At 34.9% G+C, this 22,073-nt stretch carries 19 protein-coding genes and 1 tRNA gene; 19 read left to right on the top strand and 1 reads right to left on the bottom strand.

Translation table 11 applies throughout. The annotated features are described in order from the left end of the window. The first annotated feature begins 9 nt into the window (after window positions 1-9). The 3 genes from ABD745_RS07100 to ABD745_RS07090 all read left to right on the top strand — a co-directional run bounded on the left by ABD745_RS07100 (window position 10) and on the right by ABD745_RS07090 (window position 4,598). The gene (locus tag ABD745_RS07100; protein ID WP_344827336.1) at window positions 10-3,267 is read left to right on the top strand and encodes a cytochrome c biogenesis protein; all 3,258 of its coding nucleotides are present in this window, start codon (window positions 10-12) and stop codon (window positions 3,265-3,267) included. A gap of 186 nt (window positions 3,268-3,453) precedes the next feature. Then, window positions 3,454-4,323, top strand: a complete 870-nt coding sequence (locus ABD745_RS07095; RefSeq protein ID WP_344827333.1) for an SPFH domain-containing protein — start codon at window positions 3,454-3,456, stop codon at window positions 4,321-4,323. A gap of 86 nt (window positions 4,324-4,409) precedes the next feature. Beyond that, window positions 4,410-4,598, top strand: a complete 189-nt coding sequence (locus tag ABD745_RS07090; RefSeq protein ID WP_047402078.1) for a type II toxin-antitoxin system antitoxin — start codon at window positions 4,410-4,412, stop codon at window positions 4,596-4,598. A 151-nt stretch (window positions 4,599-4,749) separates the two neighbouring features. Here the strand turns inward: ABD745_RS07090 and ABD745_RS07085 are convergent, their stop codons facing one another. Beyond that, window positions 4,750-4,950, bottom strand: coding sequence for a hypothetical protein (locus ABD745_RS07085; RefSeq protein WP_344827329.1), 201 nt, complete (start codon window positions 4,948-4,950; stop codon window positions 4,750-4,752). 137 nt (window positions 4,951-5,087) lie between these two features. Here ABD745_RS07085 and amaB point away from each other — a divergent pair, with 137 nt between their 5' ends. The 16 genes from amaB to ABD745_RS07005 all read left to right on the top strand — a co-directional run bounded on the left by amaB (window position 5,088) and on the right by ABD745_RS07005 (window position 21,864). Further along, a complete protein-coding gene (amaB, locus tag ABD745_RS07080; RefSeq protein WP_344827326.1) occupies window positions 5,088-6,638 on the top strand; it encodes an L-piperidine-6-carboxylate dehydrogenase in 1,551 nt (516 codons plus the stop codon). A gap of 105 nt (window positions 6,639-6,743) precedes the next feature. Beyond that, complete coding sequence (lat, locus tag ABD745_RS07075; RefSeq protein WP_344827323.1) at window positions 6,744-8,069, top strand: L-lysine 6-transaminase; 1,326 nt, start codon at window positions 6,744-6,746, stop codon at window positions 8,067-8,069. 63 nt (window positions 8,070-8,132) lie between these two features. Next, window positions 8,133-8,360, top strand: a complete 228-nt coding sequence (locus tag ABD745_RS07070) for a DUF2007 domain-containing protein (RefSeq protein ID WP_047402074.1) — start codon at window positions 8,133-8,135, stop codon at window positions 8,358-8,360. A gap of 209 nt (window positions 8,361-8,569) precedes the next feature. Continuing rightward, complete coding sequence (locus ABD745_RS07065) at window positions 8,570-9,082, top strand: GNAT family N-acetyltransferase (protein WP_344827318.1); 513 nt, start codon at window positions 8,570-8,572, stop codon at window positions 9,080-9,082. Between the two features lie 116 nt (window positions 9,083-9,198). Further along, window positions 9,199-9,654 (top strand): hypothetical protein, encoded by a 456-nt coding sequence (locus ABD745_RS07060; protein ID WP_047402072.1) that lies wholly within the window; start codon window positions 9,199-9,201, stop codon window positions 9,652-9,654. Between the two features lies 1 nt (window position 9,655). Next, window positions 9,656-10,843 (top strand): efflux RND transporter periplasmic adaptor subunit, encoded by a 1,188-nt coding sequence (locus tag ABD745_RS07055; protein ID WP_344827314.1) that lies wholly within the window; start codon window positions 9,656-9,658, stop codon window positions 10,841-10,843. Window position 10,844: 1 nt separating this feature from the next. Next, window positions 10,845-13,991 (top strand): efflux RND transporter permease subunit, encoded by a 3,147-nt coding sequence (locus tag ABD745_RS07050; RefSeq protein ID WP_344827310.1) that lies wholly within the window; start codon window positions 10,845-10,847, stop codon window positions 13,989-13,991. A gap of 81 nt (window positions 13,992-14,072) precedes the next feature. Next, window positions 14,073-15,488, top strand: a complete 1,416-nt coding sequence (locus ABD745_RS07045) for an efflux transporter outer membrane subunit (RefSeq protein ID WP_344827308.1) — start codon at window positions 14,073-14,075, stop codon at window positions 15,486-15,488. Window positions 15,489-15,687: 199 nt separating this feature from the next. Continuing rightward, window positions 15,688-15,761 (top strand) — tRNA-Ala (locus tag ABD745_RS07040). Between the two features lie 37 nt (window positions 15,762-15,798). Then, on the top strand, window positions 15,799-16,176 hold the full coding sequence (locus ABD745_RS07035; RefSeq protein WP_344827305.1) for a hypothetical protein: 378 nt from the start codon (window positions 15,799-15,801) through the stop codon (window positions 16,174-16,176). Between the two features lie 141 nt (window positions 16,177-16,317). Beyond that, entirely contained in the window at window positions 16,318-16,890 is a 573-nt protein-coding gene (locus ABD745_RS07030) for a C40 family peptidase (protein WP_344827303.1), read from the top strand. Window positions 16,891-17,040: 150 nt separating this feature from the next. Then, a complete protein-coding gene (locus tag ABD745_RS07025; protein WP_047402067.1) occupies window positions 17,041-17,853 on the top strand; it encodes a 2,3,4,5-tetrahydropyridine-2,6-dicarboxylate N-succinyltransferase in 813 nt (270 codons plus the stop codon). Between the two features lie 29 nt (window positions 17,854-17,882). Then, complete coding sequence (locus ABD745_RS07020) at window positions 17,883-19,052, top strand: glycosyltransferase family 87 protein (RefSeq protein ID WP_344827300.1); 1,170 nt, start codon at window positions 17,883-17,885, stop codon at window positions 19,050-19,052. A gap of 6 nt (window positions 19,053-19,058) precedes the next feature. Continuing rightward, window positions 19,059-19,991 carry a glycosyltransferase family 2 protein gene (locus ABD745_RS07015; RefSeq protein WP_344827297.1) on the top strand — a complete coding sequence of 311 codons (933 nt, stop codon included), beginning with the start codon at window positions 19,059-19,061 and terminating at the stop codon, window positions 19,989-19,991. Continuing rightward, entirely contained in the window at window positions 19,991-20,767 is a 777-nt protein-coding gene (locus tag ABD745_RS07010) for a polysaccharide deacetylase family protein (protein ID WP_344827294.1), read from the top strand. Before ABD745_RS07015 ends, ABD745_RS07010 begins: the two co-directional genes overlap by 1 nt. Next, window positions 20,764-21,864, top strand: a complete 1,101-nt coding sequence (locus ABD745_RS07005) for a glycosyltransferase family 4 protein (protein WP_344827291.1) — start codon at window positions 20,764-20,766, stop codon at window positions 21,862-21,864. The genes ABD745_RS07010 and ABD745_RS07005 overlap by 4 nt, the downstream gene beginning before the upstream one ends. The last annotated feature ends 209 nt before the right edge of the window (window positions 21,865-22,073 follow it).

Here is a 22,073-nt window from a genome sequence, read left to right as displayed (position 1 = left end):
AAATAAATCATGAAGAAGCTCCAGGATATTATTATCTCAACCAGGACAATGGCTGTATTGTTACTGGTATTCGCATTTTCGATGGCATATGCCACGTTCTTAGAAAATGATTACGGAACACCTACAGCAAAAGCTTTAATTTATGAAGCATGGTGGTTTGAACTGATTATGGTTCTGCTTATTTTGAATTTCATAGGAAATATCGGAAGATACAGACTTTGGAAAAGAGAAAAATGGCCGGTTTTAGTTTTTCACCTTGCATTTGTATTAATTTTCATTGGTGGTGCGATCACACGATACATCAGTTTTGAAGGAACAATGCACATTAGAGAAGGGGAAACGTCTAACGAAATCGTGACCGACAAAAATTTCCTTAAAATTCAGATTGAAGAGAAAGGCGATGTTCTTAATTATCAAGATATTCCTTACTTAATGTCTCCTTTGCATAAAGATTTGGAGGCAACTTACGACTTCCACGGAAAACAGGTGAAAGTTGTCGCTAAAGAATATATTCAGAGAAAAAAAGACAGCTTGGTTGCTGAGCCCAACGGTACCGAATATCTTCATTTGGTTTCTACAGGAAACACAGGAAGGCAGAATATCTATATCAAGCCGGGTGAAACGAAGTCTATTAACGGAACTTTGGTGACATTCAACAGGGCGATTGAAGGCGCGGTAGAATTCAGAAATGAAGGCGGAAAATTAATGATTAAAACTCCTGTTGATGCAAGCTACATGACAATGGCAACTCAGGCAACGGGAAATACCGTAAAAGACGAATTTCAACCTTTGGCTTTAAGAAGTTTATATTCAATTAATGAATTAAAATTGGTTGTTCCTGAAGGTCTTAAAAAAGGAAGATTAATAGCAATCGAAGGCGACAGAAAGAAAGATCAGGCTGTTCCTGACGTATTGACAGTTGAACTTCAGGGTCCAAAAACCAAGCAATTGGTTGATCTTTCAGTTGAAAAAGGAAATCCTAATGCTTACAAACAGGTAACTATGGATGGCTTGAACATTATGGTTGGTTTCGGTCCTAAAATTTACAATACACCTTTCGCACTAAAATTGGATGATTTCGTAATGGAAACCTATCCGGGAAGTACCTCTCCGAGTGCTTATGAAAGTCATATTAAAATCATTGACGGAGGAAAACAGACTCCTTTTAAAATCTATATGAATCACGTTCTTAATCACGGAGGTTACCGTTTCTTCCAGTCAAGTTTTGATCCGGACAGAATGGGAACAGTACTTTCTGTAAACCACGATTACTGGGGAACTTTAATTTCTTATATCGGATACACTTTATTGTTTGGAGGATTGTTCTTTATCTTCTTCTGGAAAGGAACTCACTTCTGGAAATTAAATAAAATGCTGAAAGACGTTAATAAGAAAAGAGCGGCAAGTATTATTTTATTGCTTTTAAGTTTAGGCTTAAATGCTCAGAAAATTGAAACTCACGGGACGACGGACGGAAGCAGAGAACACATTCATGTAGAAGGTGAAGTTCACAATCATACTCCGGAAGCGACTCAGGCTCAACAACCGCAACAAAATTCTTTGGCTGCTCCGTTGACAAAAATGAAGAGCATTTCTCCTGATGAAATTATTGCTAGAAATAAGATCAGCAAAGAGCATGCGGACAAATTCGGATATCTTTTGGTTCAGAATTTCGAAGGAAGAATTGTTCCGATTAACACTGAAGCTTTAGATGTTTTAAGAAAATTATATAAAAAAGATGAGTTTAAAGGAACAGACGGAAAGTCTTTAACGGCAAACCAATGGTTTCTTTCAATTAATACAGATACTCCGAGCTGGACGATGGTTCCGATGATTAAAGTAGGAACGAAAGGAGGTGATGAGCTGAAGAATAAAACAAAAGCAGACGACGAAGGGTACACTTCTTTAATGAATCTTTTCCCTGCTGATGCCAACGGAAATCTTACCTATATATTAGAACACGATTACAATACGGCATTCCGTAAAAAACCGTCTGAGCAGACAAATTATGATAAGGAAGTAATTTCTGTTAACGAAAGAGTTCAGATTTTTAATGAATTTTTCAGTGGTCAGTTTATGAGAATTGTTCCTGTGAAAAATGATGCGAATCACACTTGGCATTCTTGGCTTGATCAAAAAATGGAGCCGGATATGGAATCTCAACAGGTAATGGGACCTTATTTTGCGGAAGCTTTACAGGCTCAAAAATCAGGTGACTGGAGCAAAGCAGATTCTGAATTAGTAAAACTTTCAGACTATCAGCAAAAATGGGGGAAAGCAGTTGTTCCTTCAAAATCTAAAGTTGATCTTGAAGTTTTCATGAATAAGGTAAATCTTAACTTCAAATTATTAATTTTCTATACATTAATCGGAGGATTATTATTGATTTTAGGCTTTGTTGAATTATTTAAGCCTAAGAAAATTTTAAATAAGATAATTAAAGTTATTGTTGCTCTTGGCGTTTTCGCATATTTATTCCATTTCCTTGGCTTGGTGGCAAGATGGTATATTTCCGGCCACGCACCGTGGAGTAACGGTTATGAAGCTATTATCTTTATCTCTTGGGTTGGTATTACGGCCGGATTGATTTTATATAGAAATTCAAACGCCTTGATTCCTGCAGCAGGATTTATGGTTGCTGTAATTATGATGGGATTTGCACATGGAGGTTCAGCGCTTGATCCACAGATTACGCCGCTTGTTCCTGTATTGAAATCATATTGGCTGATCGTTCACGTGGCAATTATTACGTCGAGTTATGGGTTCTTTGCCCTGTCGATGATTATTGCGGTGATCAGTCTGGTATTCTATATTATTTCAAATAAAGAAAATTATAAAATTCATCACGACACGACATTAAAGGAATTGGTAATAGTTTCTGAAATGTCTTTAACAATTGGGTTATTTGCATTGACGGTAGGAAACTTCTTAGGAGGAATCTGGGCAAACGAGTCTTGGGGAAGATACTGGAGCTGGGATCCAAAAGAAACCTGGGCATTCATCTCAATCATGGTTTACGCATTCGTATTACACATGAGATTGGTTCCGGGATTAAGAAGTAAGTGGGCATTCCACGTTGCGACAATGTTTGCATTCTGCTCAATGGTAATGACGTATTTTGGAGTAAATTATTACTTAAGCGGACTTCATTCTTATGCAGCAGGAGATCCGGTTCCGGTTCCGGCCTGGGTATATATCGGACTTGGAACGATGGCACTTTTATCAGCAGCTTCTTATTTTAAATTTAAAGCTTTGAATAAAAAATAAATTTAAATTTTATACATAAATACAATCCCTGAAATTAATTTTTCGGGGATTTTTTATTAAAATTATAACCATTAAAAAAATAGAGATATTTAATAAGGATAAAAAAACTCATCATTTATAATTCATAATTCAAAACTTACTCATATCTTTATGATATCAAATTAATATCAAAATAAAAATCATATCATGGAAAAAGTTTTAAAACCAATGTCAGGTTATCTGGCTTTAGTTATTTGTTTAGTATTGTTTATTGCATCTGTCTACTTATTTATTACAGGCGCAGGTACAGAGAATATTACAAATATTGTCTTGGCAGCAGTATGCTTTATTGCATTTTTCTTTTTTATTAAAGGCTTAATGATTATTCAGCCGAACCACTCAAGAGTTCTGAATTTCTTTGGGAGATATGTCGGAACTGTAAAAGACAACGGGTTGTTCTTTATTAATCCTTTATATTCTTCACAGAAAATATCGCTCCGTTCCGAAAACCTTCAGGGGCAGACTTTAAAAGTGAACGATAAAATGGGGAATCCTATAGAAATTGCAGTCGTAATGGTTTGGAAAGTGGGAGATACTTACAAAGCAGCTTTTGATGTGGAACGTTATTCAGATTTTGTAAAAATGCAGAGTGAGGCAGCAGTACGTCATCTGGCAATGAGTTTTCCTTATGACAATCTGGAAGATGATCATGCTCCGATTACTTTAAGAGAAGGCGGCGATAAAATCAATTCGATTTTAGAACAGGAATTGACAGATCGACTTTCAAAGGCAGGAATTGTCATTCAGGAAGCAAGAATTTCACACTTGGCTTATGCATCCGAAATCGCAGGGGCAATGCTTCAGAGACAACAGGCAACAGCAATTGTAGCAGCAAGAACCAAAATTGTGGAAGGTGCTGTCGGAATGGTAGATTTAGCCTTGAAAAAGCTTTCAGCAGAGAATATTGTTGAACTGGATGATGAAAGAAAAGCAGCAATGGTAAGCAATTTAATGGTTGTTCTTTGTGGCGAAAAAGCAGCACAGCCAATCTTAAATGCAGGGACTTTGTATAATTAAGATTAACTAAAACAACTTTGCATAAAGTCATCAAAAACTTAATAAACTTTATGTTAAAACAAAAATAAGTCAAGAAATAGAAAAAAATGAAATCAGAAAAAACTCAAAATCCTTCCGAAAACAAAGGCAAAAAATCTTTTGTCCTAAGGATTGATGAGTCCACTTACAAGCTTCTGGAAAAATGGGCAAATGACGAATTCCGAAGTGTAAATGGACAAATTGAGTATTTGCTACATCAAAAACTGATGGAATCGGGAAGAAAGAAAAAAGAATAAATTTTATTCATTATTGTTGTCATTCCGACAAAGGAGAAATCTATTTGAAAGTATAGATTTTTCACTTCGTTTCATTCTGAATGACAAAACAGGTTTTACTAAAAACAAAAGCAGAGAAATTTCTCTGCTTTTGTTTTTATATATCAATTAATTATTCAAATATTCCTGTAAAGTAGCCTGCAATTATATTCCATGCATTTTTTCCTAAGAAATAAATAAGTGTAGAAGAAATGATGCCTTTCACGGTAAAGAATATAATTCCACCGATCCCGAATTTCTTTACCAGCCTTTTCCATCTTGGGCTTTTCTTTTCCTCAGCAGCAGGTTCGTTTATCGTCTTATTATTTTCCATTTCTGAAATTCAAATGATTACCATACAAAGATAAGCATGTTTATAATTAGTCCAAATAAAAAACACGTTAAAAAAATTAAAATTTTGCAGTTCACATAATATTTTTATCTTTAGAGGAAACGAAAAGTAGAATTTTTATGTCTAAAAAAGTAAAGGATTTTGGGATTGAAAAAACGCTCAAAAATCTAGGAATTAAAGATGAAAATAAAGGTACTTCTGTAGGCGGAAAATACTTTGCATCAGGAAAAGTTATAGAAAGTTATTCTCCCGTGGATGGAAACCTGATTGCCAAAATAAAGACTTCCGGCGAATCTGATTATGATAAGGTAATCGAAACAGCTCAAAAAGCATTTCAGGAGTTCAGAGCCATTCCGGCGCCTAAAAGAGGGGAAATCGTAAGACAGTTAGGTCAGAAATTAAGGCAATATAAGGATGATTTAGGCAAGCTTGTTTCTTATGAAATGGGTAAATCTTTACAGGAAGGTCTTGGTGAAGTTCAGGAAATGATCGATATCTGCGACTTTGCAGTTGGAGTTTCAAGACAACTTCACGGGTATACAATGCACTCGGAAAGACCTGGTCACAGAATGTACGAGCAATATCATCCGCTTGGAGTAGTTGGAATTATCACGGCATTCAACTTTCCGGTAGCAGTTTGGGCCTGGAATACAGCTTTAGCATGGATTTGTGGTAACGTTACCATCTGGAAACCATCAGAAAAAACACCGCTTTGTGCCATTGCCTGCCAAAATATCATGAATGAAGTGATCAAGGAAAACAATCTTTCTGAAGGAATTTCAAGTGTATTGGTTTCTGATCATGAAATCGGACAAAGATTAGTGGACGATAAAAGAGTTTCTTTGATTTCTTTCACAGGTTCAACAAGAGTCGGAAGAATGGTTTCTTCTAAAGTTGCTGAGAGATTCGGGAAGTCTATCCTTGAATTAGGAGGAAACAACGCAATCATTATTTCTAAAGATGCAGACATCGACATGTCGATTATCGGAGCTGTTTTCGGAGCTGTCGGAACTGCAGGACAAAGATGTACTTCAACAAGAAGATTGATCATTCACGAAAGCGTTTATGATGAAGTGAAAAGCAGATTGGTAAAAGCTTACGGTCAATTAAAGATTGGAAATCCTTTGGATGAAAACATGCATGTTGGACCGCTTATCGATACAGATGCAGTAAATATGTATGAGGAAGCGATTAAAAAAGGTAAAAAAGAAGGCGCAAAATTCATCGTTGAAGGTGAAGTTTTAAAAGGAAAAGGATACGAATCTGGTTGTTATGTAAAACCATGTATTGCAGAAGTTAAAAATTCTTACGAAATCGTTCAGCATGAGACTTTCGCGCCCATTTTATATTTAATTAAATACGAAACTTTAGAAGAAGCAATCGCCATCCAGAATGATGTTCCCCAAGGATTATCGTCTGCGATTATGACGCAGAATTTAAGAGAAGCAGAATTGTTCCTTTCTCATGCAGGTTCAGACTGTGGGATTGCCAACGTAAATATCGGAACTTCCGGTGCGGAAATCGGTGGAGCTTTCGGTGGTGAAAAAGAAACAGGAGGCGGCAGAGAATCCGGTTCAGATGTTTGGAAATACTATATGAGAAGACAAACAAATACGATTAACTATACAGCAAACCTTCCTTTAGCACAAGGAATTAAATTTGACCTTTAAAAGTTTTAACTTAATTTAAAACACCAAAAGATTTAGATATGGTCAATTATAAAATTCTAAATCTTTACAATTTAAATACAATCAACCCTAAGATTTTTATTTAATATGGAACAAACAATTGATATACAAGCAAATAAAGTTAAAGATACAATAGGTAGACATGTTCTTGCGGACGGTTTCGATTTCGTGATGGATATTGAAAAATCTCACGGATCTTGGCTTTATGACAAGCTTACAAATAGAGAATATTTAGATATGTTTTCGATGTTCGCTTCGGCGTCTATTGGCTACAATCATCCTTATTTAGTCGAAAAATCGGCTTGGCTAGGGAAAATGGCTGTCAACAAACCGACATTGGCAGATATTTATTCTGAGGAATATGCACACTTTTTAGAAGTTTTCGAAAGAGTAGTTATTCCCGAAGAATTACAGTACGCTTTTTTTATTGAAGGTGGAACTTTAGGTGTTGAAAATGCCATGAAAGCATGTTTCGACTGGAAAACACGTAAAAATTTCGAAAAAGGTCTCGATATTGAAGCAGGAATCTGTATTCACTTCAGACAGGCATTCCACGGAAGGAGTGGGTATACTTTAAGTTTAACAAATACTTCTGATCCAAGAAAATACCAGTATTTCCCGATGTTCGACTGGCCTAGAATTCTAAATCCTAAATTGCATTTTCCAATCACGGAAGAAAATTTAGAAGAAACTATTAAAAACGAAAGATTGGCCTTATTGAATATCGAAGAAGCAATCTTAATGAACCCTGATAAAGTAGCTTGTATCATTATTGAGCCGATTCAGGCTGAAGGTGGTGATAATCATTTCAGGGACGAATTTTTATTAGGTTTAAGAAAAATCTGTGATCAGAATGAAATCCTTTTAATTTTTGATGAAGTACAGACAGGTATCGGAATCACAGGAAAAATGTGGGCTTTTGAACATTTTACTGCAAAACCGGACATCATTTCTTTTGGTAAAAAAGCACAGGTTTGCGGAGTTCTAGCGAATAAAGAAAAGTTTGATGAAGTTCCGAATAATGTTTTCAGAGAGAGCTCAAGAATCAATTCTACTTTCGGAGGGAATTTTATCGATATGCTTCGTTTTCAATTGGTAATGGAAGTCATTGAAAAAGAAAATCTTGTAGAAAATGCAAGAGTGGTAGGTAACTATTTATTGGAAGGCTTAAAAATATTAGAACAAAAACATCCTGAAAAACTTTCAAATGCAAGAGGAAGAGGGTTGATGTGCGCGATTGATCTGCCAACTCACGAACAAAGAAATCAGTTAAGAGAGGAGCTTTTCCATGATGGTTTATTCATCTTAGCATGTGGAGATCAGTCACTTCGATTCAGACCGCATTTGAACGTTACCAAGGAAGAAATTCAACTTGCCTTGGACAAAATTGAAAATAATATTAATAAAATTTAAAACTCAAAATTTGTAATTTTCAAAAAAACGTCATATATTTAGATACTCAAACGGGATCGAAATATGGAAAGAAGTACAAGAGTATCAGTTTTTGAAAGCGACAAATCAGCAGAAATTCAGTTAATTAAGTCTAAATTGGATGATGCACAAATAAAAAATTCAGTTGAAAATAATTACCTTACATTTACGACTACGCCTACGGCTACATCGTTAAAGTTAATGGTTAAGTTAGAAGATGAAAAAAGAGCCTTCGAGGTTATTGATGCTTATCTTCAACAAAATGAAAATTAATAAAAAACAATTTCATAATTTTAAATTTTACTACTTCGAACCGAAAATTAATTTTAATTAGTTTTCGGTTTTTTTAATTAAATATTTAAAAAAATTAAAAAATTCAAAGATTTAGAAATTAAGATAAAATTTGATTATCATTAACCAGTTTATTAAACCTAAAATAATTTCTAAATCTTTGAATTTTTTAATTTCATAATCAAAGAACAATGAATTCAGAAATTAAACTAAGAAAGGCAGAAATTGAAGACAGAGATATTATCTGGAACATTTTACAGCAGGCAATTGAAAGAAGAAGACAGGACGGAAGCACCCAATGGCAGCAGGGATATCCCAATTTGGATACTGTAGAAAGTGATATTGCAAAAGGATTCGGATATGTTCTTACAGTCGATGGTGAAATTGCGGTTTATACAGCTTTGATCTTGAATGACGAACCCGCTTATAGCACCATTGAAGGAGCCTGGCTAAGTAACGGAGAATTTGTTGTGGTTCATCGAGTGGCTATTGATGAGAAATTTGCAGGACAGGGATTGGCAAAAAAACTTTTCGGTCATATTGAAGACTTTACACGAGAGCAGGGAATTCAGAGTGTAAAAGTAGACACTAATTATGATAATATAGCAATGCTGAAAATCTTAGAAAGCAAGGGATATTCTTATTGTGGAGAGGTCTTTCTTGCCGGAGGAATGAGAAAGGCTTTCGAGAAGATTATAATTTAGGCAAAAAGTTAAATCCATTTCCATTGAATTTTAAAACGCTAGGTATTTATAAACTCTATTAAGTTTGTTCGTTTAGTTCTGAACTAATTTCTATTTTTGCTTCAAATTTATATACAATGCATAAGAGTATAGAAATTGATGAAAAAATTTTTCAGGATGCCGTAAAATTCTATGGCACCGTTTTCAATCTACCTCCATTAGCCTCAAAAATCTATGCTTATCTTCTTTTCGATTATGAAAAGGCAGGTATAACTTTTGATGAGTTTGTGGAAGTGCTTTCTGCGAGTAAAAGCTCGGTTTCTACAAGCATTTCTTTATTGCTAAACGCTCAGCTTATCGTAGATCACAACAAGATGGATGAACGGAAACGGTATTTTTTCATCAATGACGAATATAAGAGAATAAGATTTGAAAAAATAGTTCAAAAGATGCAAGACGAATTAAAACTACTGGATGACTTAGACAATTTTAAAAAAAATCAGGAAGATGGATACAACGAAAAAATTGAAGCTTACAAAGCTCTTTTAAATAAAAACATAATAAATATTCAGGAATCTCTTAATAAACTATAAAATGAATAATAAGCTAGTTATACTTTCTATTGCAGGACTTTCTTTAGTTGCCTGCAAAAAAGAAGCTCCAAAGCAGGACGGTGCAAAACCATATCCTGTGGTAAATGTGGAGTCAAAAAATATAGTAGGCTATCAGACTTTTCCTGCTACCATCGAAGGCAGGGTAAATAATGATGTTCGTGCTAAAATACAGGGATATATCACTCAGGTTTTGGTGGATGAAGGACAATATGTAACAAAAGGACAGCCTTTATTTCGTCTTGAAACAAACATTTTAACTGAAAATGCTGCTGCCTCCAAAGCCGGAATCGGTGCAGCAGAATCTAATATTGCAGCTGCTCAGGCTGCTGTAAATGCGGCTAATGTGGAAGTAAATAAACTGAAACCACTTGTTCAGAAAAATATCATCAGTAATGTTCAGCTGCAGACAGCTCAGGCAAATTTAGCCCAGGCTCAGGCTCAGTTACAACAGGCAAGAGCAGGTAAAAGTCAGGCAGTTGCCAATTATAAAGGAGTAGAAGCAAACATCGAATATTCTGTGATTCGTGCGCCTATTTCCGGAGTTATCGGAAAGCTTCCTTTAAAAGTGGGAAGTTTGGTTGGTCCGACTGATCAGACTCCTTTAACAACAATTTCAGACACTTCTCAATTGTTCGCATACTTTTCAATGAACGAAAAAGAATATTTTGACTTCCTTGAAAAATCTCCGGGTGCATCATTACCTGAAAAAATTAAAAATCTTCCACTGGTAGAATTACAATTGGCAAACGGAAGTATTTATTCTGAAAAAGGTAAAATTGAAGCTATTACAGGACAGATAGATAATACTACAGGGACGATTCAGTTCAGAGTAGGTTTCACAAATCCTCAGAAATTATTGAGTAATGGAAACAGTGGATCTATCAGATTGCCAAAAACTTACGATAACGTATTGGTAGTTCCGGAAAGTGCTACTTACGAACAGCAGGGTATCGTTTACGTTTACAAAGTAGAAAAAGGCGATACAGCGAGAAATGTTGTCGTAAATATAATCGACAGAATCGACAATTTGGCGCTTTTAAAATCTGGTGTAAACAAAGGTGAGATGATCGTTGCTGCAGGAATCGGAGGACTAAAACCGGGAACCGCCATAAAGCCGAAACCAATAAAAATGGATAGTCTTGTTCAATCTATAAAACCGAAATTCTAAAATGATTAAAAATTTTATAAACAGACCGGTTTTATCCACCGTAATCTCAATCTTGATTGTGATTCTCGGGGTATTGGGATTGATCTCGCTACCGGTCACACAGTATCCGGACATTGCACCTCCAACAGTAAGCGTTTCAGCAAACTATACCGGAGCGAATGCGGAAACTGTAATGAAAAGTGTTGTAGTACCTTTGGAAGAACAGATCAACGGGGTGGAAGGAATGGACTACATTACTTCATCTGCCGGAAATGACGGTTCTGCACAGATTCAGGTGTTCTTTAAACAAGGAATTGATCCCGATATTGCAGCGGTAAACGTTCAAAACCGTGTTACCAGAGCGACACCGTTGCTTCCGAGTGAAGTTACGCGTTCAGGGGTTGTTACTCAGAAACAGCAGACAAGTGCCTTGATGTATATGTCTTTCTATTCTGAAAATAAAGATCTTGATGATGTATATCTTCAGAACTTCTTGAATATCAATATTATTCCAAACTTAAAAAGGATTAATGGAGTTGGTGATGCCAACGTTTTCGGAGGTAAAAACTATTCTATGAGAGTTTGGCTTGATCCATCAAAAATGGCAGCCTACGGAGTAACTCCAACAGACGTTACCAACGCGATCAACGAGCAGAGTAGAGAAGCTGCGGCTGGTTCTATCGGACAAAACAGTGGAAGCTCTTTCGAATATATCATTAAATATGTTGGTAAATTCAACGAGAAATCACAGTACGATAATATCATCATTAAATCTCTTGCAGACGGACAAAATCTGATGTTAAAAGATGTTGCTAAAGTAGAATTGGCAGGTCAGTCTTACACAGGAATCGGGGAGAATGGCAACAATCCATCCATCAGTATGGGGCTTTTCCAGACACCGGGTTCTAATGCTCAGGAGATTATTAGAAATATTAAAGCATATCTAAAATCCGCGGAAGGAAGCTTTCCTAAAGGGGTAAAATATACATTCAACTTTGATACCAACGAATTCCTGGATGCATCGATCGAAAAGGTTGTTCATACCTTAATTGAAGCATTTATCTTAGTATTTATCGTTGTATATATTTTCTTACAGGATTTCAGATCTACGTTAATTCCGGCAATTGCGGTTCCGGTTTCGATTGTGGGGGCATTTTTCTTCCTGAATTTATTTGGATATTCATTAAACTTATTAACATTGTTCGCATTGGTTCTTGCCATCGGTATCGTGGTGGATGACGCGATTGTCGTCGTCGAGGCGGTTCATGCCAAGATGGAGAATGGTATTTCTGATGCCAAAAAAGCGACAGTAGAAGCGATGGATGAAATTACTGGAGCAATTATCTCAATTACACTGGTAATGGCGTCTGTATTTATTCCGGTAACATTTATTACGGGGCCAACGGGAGTTTTCTACCAACAGTTTGGTATCACATTGATTGTGGCGATCATTATTTCTGCAGTTAATGCATTGACATTGAGCCCGGTTTTATGTTCATTATTCTTAAAACCTCACGATGCGCATCATACAGAATATAAAAATCTTAATTTGCTTCAAAAGTTTTTCTATAAGTTCAATATTGCCTTTAGAACTACAACAGAACGTTACGGAAGAGGATTTGTGTTTTTATTGAGACATAAATGGGTTACATTAATCATCTTTGCGGTTACAGGATGTATCTTGTATTGGGCAAGTACAACCATGAAAAAAGGTTTTGTACCTACAGAAGACAGAGGAATTATCTTTACAGACGTTCAGCTTCCTCCGGGAGCTTCAATGGAGAGAACATACAATGCATTGAAAACACTTCAGGCAAAAGCTTTAAAAGTTCCGGGAGTACAAAACGTAACAATTTCTACGGGTAGAGGTTTCTTATCCGGAAACGGTAGTAATAACGGTCTTGCTTTCATTAAATTAAAGCCATTTGATGAAAGAAAAAAAGACGGACAGACTTCTGAAGATATCACTAAAAAATTATTCGGAATTTCAGGAGCAGTTCCTGATGCTAAAGTAGTATTCTTCCAGCCGCCGAGTGTACCTGGTTTTGGTAACAGTGCCGGTTTTGAGATGGTACTTTTGGATAAATCAGGAGGTGAATATGCCGATTTAGATAATAAAACAAATGAATTCATCGGGAAATTGATGGAAAGACCTGAGATTGAATTTGCTCAGACTTCTTTCAATACAAAATATCCTCAGTTCGAAATGCAGATCAATGTTCCTTTGGCAAAACAAATGGGAGTTTCTGTGAGTGATATCCTGGCTACAATGCAGGGATATATCGGAGGTATTTACACCGCTGACTTTACGAAATACGGTAAACAGTTCAGGGTAATGGTTCAGGCTCTTCCGGAAAACAGACAAAACATTAATAATCTTAATGAATTGTATGTGAAAACCGGTTCAGGAGCAATGTCGCCAATTTCTCAGTTTGTTACTTTAAATAAAGCATACGGACCACAATCTGTAAGCCGTTATAATCTATTTACTTCAGTAAAAATTACAGGTGCAAACTCGGCAGGATTCAGTTCCGGTGATGCAATTACAGCTGTTCAGCAGGTTGCTCAGGAAACTTTAAATCAAAACTACGATGTAGAGTTTACAGGTTTAACAAGAGAAGAATTGAATTCAGGATCACAAACGGTTTTAATCTTTGCATTAAGTTTAATTTTCGTTTATTTCATTCTTTCGGCTCAGTACGAAAGTTATATTTTACCATTGGTGGTTGTAATTTCTCTTCCTCTTGGGGTAATGGGAGCTTATTTCGGACAAAAAATTATGGGCTTGGAAAACAATATTTATTTCCAGATTGCCCTGATTATGTTGGTCGGATTATTAGCAAAAAATGCAATCTTGATTGTTGAATTTGCCGTGCAGAGAAGACATCACGGTGAAACGATTGTAATGTCTGCTATCAATGCTGCAAAAGCGAGATTAAGACCAATTTTGATGACGTCATTTGCATTTATCTTCGGTTTATTACCATTGGTTTTGGCAAGCGGAATCGGTGCGGTTGGTAACAGATCAATTGCAACAGGTGCTGCAATCGGATTATTGATAGGGACTATTTTAGGACTTTTTGTAATTCCTGTTTTGTATGTAATTTTCGAATATTTACAGGAGAAAGTGAAACCTCTCAAGGAAAAAGAAATCAATTTAGCAGAATAATTAATTAGAAGCTAGAAGTTAGATTTTAGAAACTAGACTAAAACTAACTTCTAACCTCTAAATTCTAACTTCTATTATAACATGAAGAGTATTTTAAACATCATAAAAGGAATAACATTTTCAGTCGCAGTTCTTGCAGCCGTATCATCTTGTATGGCGAGAAAAGAATATCACAGACCGGATAATGTTGCAGACGAAAAGCTGTACCGTACAGATATGCTTCCTGCTGATAGTACCAATATCGCGAACGTTTCATGGAAAGAAATTTTCACAGATCCGATACTTCAGGGGCATATTTCGAAGGCTTTGGAAAATAATCTGGATATAAGAATTGCCTTACAGAGCATTACTTCTGCGGAAGCTTATTTGAAGCAAAGTAAAGCAGCGTACCAGCCAACTGTAACTGTTGGTCCGGGTTATACTTTCCAGACACAGTCTTTGAATACACAGACCGGACAATTATTCGGACAGAGACGTTATATCAACCAGCTTGATATTACGGCAAGCATCGGATTTGAAGCCGATATCTGGGGAAAATTAAAAGCTCAGGAAAAAGCTCAATTGGCAACCTATTTAGGAACCGTTGCAGCTCATAAAGCTGTGAAAAGTGATCTTATTGCTTCAATTGCTTCCTCATATTATCAATTATTGACTTTTGATGAGCAAAAGAAAATTATCACACAAACGATTGAAGTTCGTGAGAAAAATTTAGAAACAACAAGAGCTTTAAAAACTGCAGGAACATTAACGGAAGTTGCCGTTCAACAGAGTGAAGCTTTGGTTTATAATGCAAAATCTTTATTAATTGACATTGATACTCAGATTCAGTTATTGGAAAATACAATGAGTTTATTGATGGGAGAGCCTTCTCATTCGATTGAAAGATCAACATTGGAAAGTCAGAATGTTCCTATTGATTTAAAATTAGGATATCCTGCTCAATTATTGGCAAACAGACCGGATGTAATGAGAGCGGAATACAGCTTAATGAATGCTTTTGAATTAACTAATTCTGCAAAAGCACAGTTTTACCCTACTTTAAAAATTACAGGAAATGGAGGAATTCAGTCGCTTGATATTGATCATTTGTTCAGTGTTAATTCATTGTTTGCAAGTGTTGTAGGAGGATTGGCTCAACCGATTCTGAACAGAAGAACCATTAAAACGAACTATGAAGTGAGTTTGGCAAATCAGGAAACGGCTTATCTGAATTTCAGAAAAACAGTTCTTACAGCTGGAAAAGAAGTTTCGGATGCAATCAGAGTGTTCTCGGTGCAGGATCAGTATATAGAATTAAAACAGAAAGAACTGTTAAACTATAAAAATTCTGTAGATTATTCTCAGGAATTGGTAAACTATGGGATGGCAAATTATCTTGAAGTATTGAATGCAAGCGTAAATTCTTTAAACGCAGAATTGAATATCGCCAATGCACAATACAGCAAAATGAAAGCAGCAGTAGAGCTTTATCAGGCTCTCGGAGGCGGTTGGAAATAATTTTCAATATAAAGTTAATCGAAAGGGCGCATGTTAATTTATTTTAGCATGCGTTTTTTGTTTTTGTATGAAAAGTTCCTTAAACAATAAAAGATATATAGATAATTACTATAGTTTTTAAAGAAAATTTAACAAAATGTTTGTATATGTAGTTTAAATACTTACTTTTGTACGGCTTCGGAAAATACGGATCAACGAAGGGGAATTAGCTCATCTGGCTAGAGCGTTAGACTGGCAGTCTAAAGGTGACGGGTTCGATCCCCGTATTCTCCACGAAATTTGTTTAAGTGATAAAACTACTTATAAAACTATGAAGAAAATATTTTTACTTTTATTGACTGCCTTTTTGTTCATCGGTTGTAGCAAAGATGAAGATACGATCTACGATTTCATCGGAACTTGGGCCGGAACTTATGAAGGTACCGAAAAAGGAGACTGGAACATCGTTGTAGCAACTGATGGAAAAGTAACAGGAACAATGCATTCTGATCAGACTACTGAAAACTACAATATTTCAGGATATCTTAGTGAATCAGGAGAATTGAACGCAACGATCGGTTCACCTGCAGACGGAGAATTCAAAGGAACTTTAACAAGAGAAGATAAAAAAGGATCGGGAAGCTGGACAAACGCAGTTCCAACACCTGTAAGAACCGGAACTTGGAAAGGTGAAAAAACTTCAAAATAATAAGATTTTTACATTATAAAAAAAAGCTGTCCTATTGGGATGGCTTTTTTTATTTAAAATTTTGTACTATAAGCTCTGTAAACTTAAACTTTAAAATCATATTTTATCTATATTTGTAATTGTAGTAAAAATCAGAGAAATATGAAGGACAGATTATTTTGCAGAAAACAAATTATAAGAAAGCTACTTGTTTTGTCGGTTGCATCAATAATTACTATTTCCTGCGGAAGCTCAAAAAGTGTTGCCACAAAGAAAAATACAGGTTCTAAAACAGTTGTAAAAACTGAAAATCTCAGAAAACTTGACTCAAAATTTGACGGAAAAGTTTCAAAATCAATCAACGATATTCTGAAAGACGCCGAAAAATATATCGGAACTCCCTACAAATTCGGGGGAAATACTTCGTCAGGTTTCGACTGTTCAGGATTTACCGTAAAAGTTTTTGAAGAAAACGATTTTAAACTTCCAAGAAGATCTTCCGATCAGGCCGAAACCGGAGAAAAAATTGATATTAAAGATGTAAAACCAGGAGATCTTTTGTTTTTTTCAACAGCTGGAGGAAGCAGAGTTTCTCATGTAGGAATTGTTCATGATATTGGGAATGACGGAGAAGTAAAATTTATTCATGCTTCTACTTCAAAAGGTGTAATTATTTCTTCTTTAAACGAAAAATACTGGAACAATGCTTATCTTCATGCTCAAAGGGTTTTGTAATTAAGTCTTTTCTTTATCATTTTTTCCAGCTTGTCATTCAGACAAAGGAACTTTACTTTATAAAAATTTTATACTTAATCAAAGCTTGCAATAAAAAGGTTTTGCTGAACTTTTTTGTATCTTTGGCGCGAATAATTTTAAACTAGAAACATGTCGTTACAACAAACAATTGAAAACATTTGGGATAATAGAGATCTTTTGCAGAATGAGGATAGTAAAAAAGCAATCAGAGAAGTTGTTTCTTTATTAGATTCCGGAGAACTTCGTGTTGCAGAGCCTACAGAAAACGGATGGCAGGTAAATGAGTGGGTGAAAAAAGCTGTGGTAATGTATTTCCCAATTCAAAAAATGGAAACCATTGAGGTAGGTCCTTTTGAATTTCATGATAAAATTCCTTTGAAGAGAAACTATGCTGAAAAAGGAGTGAGAGTTGTACCTCATGCGATCGCCAGAGAAGGATCTTTTGTAGCTTCTGGAGTGATTTTGATGCCTTCTTATGTAAACATTGGTGCTTATGTAGATTCAGGAACGATGGTTGATACTTGGGCAACTGTCGGAAGTTGTGCGCAGATCGGTAAGAACGTTCACTTGAGTGGCGGTGTTGGAATCGGTGGTGTTTTAGAACCGCTTCAGGCTGCTCCGGTTATTATTGAAGATGATTGTTTCATCGGATCAAGATGTATCGTTGTAGAAGGTGTTCACGTAGAAAAAGAAGCAGTTTTGGGAGCAAATGTTGTTTTAACGGCTTCAACTAAAATTATCGACGTTACAGGAGATACTCCAATTGAAATCAAAGGTAGAGTTCCTGCCCGTTCAGTTGTAATTCCCGGAAGTTATACAAAACAATATCCGGCTGGAGAATATCAGGTTCCATGTGCTTTGATCATTGGTCAGAGAAAGGAATCTACAGATAAGAAAACATCTTTGAATGATGCGTTGAGAGATAATAATGTTGCTGTTTAAGATGACTATTTTAAACTAATACTACTATTTTGAAAGAAAAATTTCTTAAAATACTATTAAACCCTAAATATATATTTGGGGTTTATCTTATTATATCAATTGTTACGGCGATTTCGAAATATAATAGAGGAGCTTACGCGATTAATAATTATCTGATTTTCAAGAGTGTATTTTTTAATACGATTAATCAGAAAAACTTATTTATACATTATCCGGATCTGTTTTTTGACTTAAATCATTACGGAGTTTTTTTCAGTGCGTTAATCGCTCCGTTTGCTTTAATGCGCGATTGGCTGGGAATTTCTCTTTGGAATATTGCCAATACTTTAATCTTCATTTATGGGATTTATAAGCTTCCGTTTTCAGATTCAAAAAAGGCAATTTTCGGGTTGCTTTGTCTGCAGGAATATATTACAGCAGCATTAAGTTTACAGTTTAATGTAGCTTTAACAGGACTTTTATTACTATCCGCAACCTATATTTACGAAAGAAAAGAAGTAAAATCTGTAACGGCAATTTTAATAGGAGTATTTGTAAAAATCTATGGAATTGTAGGACTTACACAGTTTTTCTTCATAAAAAATAAAACAAAATTTATTCTTTCAGGATTAATTATTGCTATCCTGTTTTTTGCTTTACCAATGGCATATTCAAGTCCGAAATTCGTTGTTCAGTGTTATTCGGATTGGTTTCAGTCGCTTGTAGAAAAAAATAATGAAAATCAGGTTCTTGGAAACATGCAGGATATTTCATTGATGGGCTTTTTCAGAAGGATTTTAGGAGATGCTTCGATTTCAAATTTAGTATTTTTAGCGGCAGGCTTACCACTTTTTGCTTTGCCTTACATCAGAATTAAACAATATAAAAATTACGCATTTCAATTAATGATTCTGGCTTCAACTTTACTGTTTTTGGTATTGTTCAGTTCAAGTTCAGAATCTCCGACGTATATTATTGCAGTTGTGGGAGTTTTGATCTGGTTTTTTCTTCAAAAAGAAAGATCACCATTGATTATTGGTTTATTAATTTTCGTAATTATTTTTACTTGTTTTTCGACCTCGGATTTATTTCCAAAATTTGTAAAAGAGAATTATATCAAAAAATATTCTTTAAAAGCTGTACCTTGCATTGTAATTTGGTTGAGAGTAACGTATGAACTTTTAACTAAAAATTTTGAAAAAGATTACAGTCTGAATTAATACTATATGAAGAAAATTTCCATCGTCATTCCTGCCCATAACGAAGAAGGAAACGTTGCTTTGGTACATCAGAAAATTAAAGAAATTTTTGATGGTTTAAGCAATTATGATTTTGAAATTATCTTTGTAAATGATGGCAGCCGTGATAATACCCAACAAAAATTAGAAGAGCTTTCCCAACAATACAGCGAAGTAAAATACATTGAATTTTCAAGAAACTTCGGACATCAGCCTGCCGTAAAAGCAGGAATGGACAATGCCCATGGGAATGCGGTTATTTCAATGGATGGTGATTTGCAGCATCCGCCGGAACTCATTCCTGAAATGATTGAAAAATGGGAAAAAGGATACGATATCGTTTACACAGTAAGAACTTATCCTAAACAAATTTCTTACTTCAAACGAAAAACCTCAGATTTTTTTTATAAAATTTTATCAAGCTTATCTGACGTTGATTTAACAAAAGGTGGCGGTTCCGACTTCAGATTAATGGACGCAACTGCGGTCGAAGTCATGAGAAGTTTTAATGAAGATGATTTATTTTTAAGAGGTCTGACAAGCTGGATGGGCTTCAAACAAACCGGAATAGAATTTACTGCCAATGAAAGATTGACAGGAGAAAGCAGTTACAATCTCAAAAAAATGATCACTTTTGCATTTACGGGAATAACAGCTTTCAGTGTAAAACCACTTTATATTGCGGCTTATTTAGGCTTTTTATTCTCCGGAATTTCAGTTGTTGGCTACGGTTTGTATGTTTTGTATGCATTCATTGCAAAAACCGAAATTTCAGGTTGGGCATCATTAATCATGACAATTGTTTTCTTCGGAGGATTACAATTGATTATTTTAGGAATTATAGGAATTTATTTAGGTAAAATCTTTAAACAGGTGAAAGAAAGACCTAATTATATCATAAAAAATAAAAATTTTCAATAATGGTTTTATTAAGTTTTGACATCGAGGAATTTGATATGCCATTAGAATACAAAGGAGAAATTCCTTTTGAAAAGCAAATCTTAATCTCACAAAACGGACTCGAAAGAATTTTAGATATTCTAAAAAAGTATAACGCAAAAGCTACTTTTTTTTCAACCGTGGTTTTTGCAGAAAACAGCAAACATTTAATCGGAAGATTATTAAATGAAGGTCACGAATTGGCTTCTCACACATGGTTTCATTCAGATTTTGAAGAAAGACATCTAAAAGAGTCAAAAGACAGGTTAGAAGAATTATTTTCCACAAAAGTGACGGGTTTAAGAATGCCGAGAATGATGCCTGTAAGCAAAAATGCTGTAGAAAATGCAGGATATTCTTACAATTCGTCAATCAATCCCACTTATCTTCCGGGAAGATATAATAATTTGAAAGTTTCCAGAACATATTTCAAAGAAGGTAAAGTGACGCAGATTCCTGCTTCAGTTTCTCCGAATTTCAGAATTCCTTTATTTTGGTTGAGTTTTCATAATTTTCCGTTGCCTTTTTATAAAAAACTGGCTTCTGATACTTTGAAAAAGGATAATTATTTAAATATCTATTTTCATCCTTGGGAATTTGCAGAAATTAAAGATGAAGCATTCAAATTACCCGGATTTACTGTGAAAAATTCAGGAAAAGATATGGTTGAGAGATTTGATGAATTTATTTCATGGTTAAAAAGTAAAAATTATTCATTCGGAACATTTCAGGAATTTCAAAAACAGATAGAATCATGAAAATTGCTTTCGATGCCAAACGGTTTTTTCATAATACCTCAGGGTTAGGCAACTATTCTAGAGATCTTGTACGAATTTTAGCAAAATATTTTCCTGAAAATGAATATATTTTATTAAATAAAAATAAATCAGAAAGAGGATCTGATATTTTAGAAAACCCCAACGTTCATTTTGTTGAAACATCCAAAGGAAGCATGTCCCGTCAATTCAAAATGGGAAAAGATGCACAAAAACAAAATGCAGATATTTTTCACGGATTATCAGGAGAATTACCTTTGAAATGGGACAAGAAACCCATCAAAAAAATTGTTACTATTCACGATTTGATATTCGTAAGATATCCTCAATATTATTCTTTTTTTGATAGAAAAATTCATCTTTGGAAATTCAAAAAAGCAGCCAATTCTGCAGATAAAATTATTGCCATTTCAGAACAGACAAAAAGAGATATTATTCAATTTTTAAAAGTGCCGGAAGATAAAATCGAAGTAATTTACCAAGGTTGCCATAAAGCTTTTAAAGAACAACAATCCGATGAATTAATTCTGAATACAAAGCAAAAATTCAACCTTCCTGAAAGATTTATTTTAAACGTCGGGACGATTGAAGACCGCAAAAATTTATTGAATATTGTTAAAGGAATTAACGGTACAAATATTCCTTTAGTTGTCGTTGGAAAAAAGACAAAATATTTCCGAAAAATTGAAGATTTCATAAAAAAAAATAAACTTGAAAAGCAAGTTTATTTTTTGGAAGGTGTTTCGATGGACGAACTGGCTGTAATTTATAAATTAGCGGAGATTTTTGTGTATCCAAGCTTTTTTGAAGGTTTTGGAATTCCTGTAATAGAAGCACTTTTTTCCAAAACTGTTACGATTACAAGCAATACAAGCTGCCTTCCTGAAGCGGGCGGACCGGATTCTGTTTATGTAGATCCTAATAATTATTTAGATATTCAGTCGAAAATAAAATTTTTATGGGATAATGAATCGGAAAGGAAACGCCGTGCTGATAAGAGTTTTGAGTTTGTTCAGAAGTTTAATGACGAACCAATTGCCAATCAGTTAATGAATCTTTACAAAAAAATATTGCAATAAAATTAAAAATAAGCTCTACATTTGTACCATAAAATTTCAACAATGAAACCGATTTTTTTAACACTACATCATTATTATCATCATCTCTGTTAGGCGGAATTGATTGATATGTTTTGTGTTAAGAATCAAAAATATTTAAAACCGTCTGAGTAAATAGACGGTTTTTTTGTTTTTAAAATTTATCCCGGGAAATTTTTCAATTCAACCAG

Origin of the sequence: Chryseobacterium ginsenosidimutans, assembly GCF_039536845.1 — a bacterium.
In the GTDB taxonomy this organism is placed as follows: Bacteria; Bacteroidota; Bacteroidia; order Flavobacteriales; family Weeksellaceae; genus Chryseobacterium; species Chryseobacterium ginsenosidimutans_B.
The sequence above is the reverse complement of the archived record's forward strand: the minus strand, read 5'-3'. Positions and strand labels throughout refer to the sequence as shown.

Bases quoted from the DNA above. Each gene is read 5' to 3' on its own strand.
- ABD745_RS07010 (WP_344827294.1), top strand. From the start codon at position 19,991: ATGGTTTTATTAAGTTTTGACATCGAGGAATTTGATATGCCATTAGAA.
- ABD745_RS07055 (WP_344827314.1), top strand. From the start codon at position 9,656: ATGAATAATAAGCTAGTTATACTTTCTATTGCAGGACTTTCTTTAGTT.
- ABD745_RS07095 (WP_344827333.1), top strand. From the start codon at position 3,454: ATGGAAAAAGTTTTAAAACCAATGTCAGGTTATCTGGCTTTAGTTATT.
- ABD745_RS07100 (WP_344827336.1), top strand. From the start codon at position 10: ATGAAGAAGCTCCAGGATATTATTATCTCAACCAGGACAATGGCTGTA.
- lat (WP_344827323.1), top strand. From the start codon at position 6,744: ATGGAACAAACAATTGATATACAAGCAAATAAAGTTAAAGATACAATA.
- ABD745_RS07035 (WP_344827305.1), top strand. From the start codon at position 15,799: ATGAAGAAAATATTTTTACTTTTATTGACTGCCTTTTTGTTCATCGGT.
- ABD745_RS07065 (WP_344827318.1), top strand. From the start codon at position 8,570: ATGAATTCAGAAATTAAACTAAGAAAGGCAGAAATTGAAGACAGAGAT.
- ABD745_RS07030 (WP_344827303.1), top strand. From the start codon at position 16,318: ATGAAGGACAGATTATTTTGCAGAAAACAAATTATAAGAAAGCTACTT.
- ABD745_RS07060 (WP_047402072.1), top strand. From the start codon at position 9,199: ATGCATAAGAGTATAGAAATTGATGAAAAAATTTTTCAGGATGCCGTA.
- ABD745_RS07085 (WP_344827329.1), bottom strand. From the start codon at position 4,950: ATGGAAAATAATAAGACGATAAACGAACCTGCTGCTGAGGAAAAGAAA.
- ABD745_RS07005 (WP_344827291.1), top strand. From the start codon at position 20,764: ATGAAAATTGCTTTCGATGCCAAACGGTTTTTTCATAATACCTCAGGG.
- ABD745_RS07090 (WP_047402078.1), top strand. From the start codon at position 4,410: ATGAAATCAGAAAAAACTCAAAATCCTTCCGAAAACAAAGGCAAAAAA.
- ABD745_RS07070 (WP_047402074.1), top strand. From the start codon at position 8,133: ATGGAAAGAAGTACAAGAGTATCAGTTTTTGAAAGCGACAAATCAGCA.
- amaB (WP_344827326.1), top strand. From the start codon at position 5,088: ATGTCTAAAAAAGTAAAGGATTTTGGGATTGAAAAAACGCTCAAAAAT.
- ABD745_RS07050 (WP_344827310.1), top strand. From the start codon at position 10,845: ATGATTAAAAATTTTATAAACAGACCGGTTTTATCCACCGTAATCTCA.
- ABD745_RS07015 (WP_344827297.1), top strand. From the start codon at position 19,059: ATGAAGAAAATTTCCATCGTCATTCCTGCCCATAACGAAGAAGGAAAC.
- ABD745_RS07025 (WP_047402067.1), top strand. From the start codon at position 17,041: ATGTCGTTACAACAAACAATTGAAAACATTTGGGATAATAGAGATCTT.
- ABD745_RS07045 (WP_344827308.1), top strand. From the start codon at position 14,073: ATGAAGAGTATTTTAAACATCATAAAAGGAATAACATTTTCAGTCGCA.